Source organism: Neorhizobium sp. LMR1-1-1.1 (genome assembly GCF_040675795.1).
Classification (GTDB): Bacteria; Pseudomonadota; Alphaproteobacteria; order Rhizobiales; family Rhizobiaceae; genus Neorhizobium; species Neorhizobium cellulosilyticum.
Genome location: NZ_JBEGHE010000055.1, coordinates 1 through 1,409 on the forward strand (window position 1 = coordinate 1; position 1,409 = coordinate 1,409).

Genomic DNA, 1,409 nt, shown 5'->3' on the forward strand with positions numbered 1-1,409 from the left:
CGGACCCGGATTTAATCTCGAGAAGCTGGTCTTAAGATCAGACGCAAGTGGGCCGCTCGGCGTGGCCCTTTAGAAAAGCGATCTGATCGACAAAGAACACGTCGATGTCATCATGAGAAGGATGGGTTGTAAAAGGTAGCCCTTCCGCTTCACCGGTCACGGTGAAGCTATATTGATGAGCATTGGCAATGAGAACGATTAAGTGTCGTAAGGGCATTTGGTGGATGCCTTGGCATGCACAGGCGAAGAAGGACGTGATACGCTGCGATAAGCTGTGGGGAGCTGCGAATAAGCTTTGATCCATGGATCTCCGAATGGGGCAACCCACCTTAAATACCTAGAAAGTTTAAGCCGTGTTTAGGCACGGTTTAGGTTTCTAGGTATTGTAATAAGGTATCTAACTTTCGAATACATAGGGGTTAGAAGCGAACTCAGGGAACTGAAACATCTAAGTACCTGAAGGAAAGGACATCAACCGAGACTCCGCAAGTAGTGGCGAGCGAACGCGGACCAGGCCAGTGGCAATCAGGAATAAAGCCGAACAAGTTGGAAAGCTTGGCTAAAGTGGGTGACAGCCCCGTAGGCGTAGAACACTGATTGTCCTTGAGTAGGGCGGGACACGTGAAATCCTGTCTGAACATGGGGAGACCACTCTCCAAGCCTAAGTACTCGTGCATGACCGATAGCGAACAAGTACCGTGAGGGAAAGGTGAAAAGCACCCCGACAAGGGGAGTGAAATAGAACCTGAAACCGGATGCCTACAAGCAGTCGGAGGGCGCAAGCCTGACGGCGTACCTTTTGTATAATGGGTCAACGACTTAGTGTAACTAGCAAGCTTAAGCCGGTAGGTGTAGGCGCAGCGAAAGCGAGTCTGAACAGGGCGTTCAGTTAGTTGCATTAGACCCGAAACCGAGTGATCTAGCCATGAGCAGGCTGAAGGTTGGGTAACACCAACTGGAGGGCCGAACCCGCATCTGTTGCAATAGATTGGGATGACTTGTGGCTAGGGGTGAAAGGCCAATCAAACTCGGAGATAGCTGGTTCTCCGCGAAATCTATTTAGGTAGAGCGTCGAGCGAATACCCCAGGGGGTAGAGCACTGGATGGGCTATGGGGACTCACCGTCTTACTGATCCTAACCAAACTCCGAATACCTGGGAGTACTACTCGGCAGACACACGGCGGGTGCTAACGTCCGTCGTGAAGAGGGCAACAACCCTGACCTCCAGCTAAGGTCCCCAAGTCATGGCTAAGTGGGAAAGGATGTGAGGATCCCAAAACAACCAGGATGTTGGCTTAGAAGCAGCCATCATTTAAAGAAAGCGTAACAGCTCACTGGTCTAAATAAGGGTCTTTGCGCCGAAAATGTAACGGGGCTAAAGCCATGCACCGAAGCTGAGGATATGCAC

At 51.0% G+C, this 1,409-nt stretch carries 1 rRNA gene; it reads left to right on the forward strand.

The annotated features are described in order from the left end of the window. Positions 1-196 precede the first annotated feature (196 nt). Positions 197-1,409 (forward strand): 23S ribosomal RNA (locus MRBLMR1_RS25285); the annotation flags it as partial.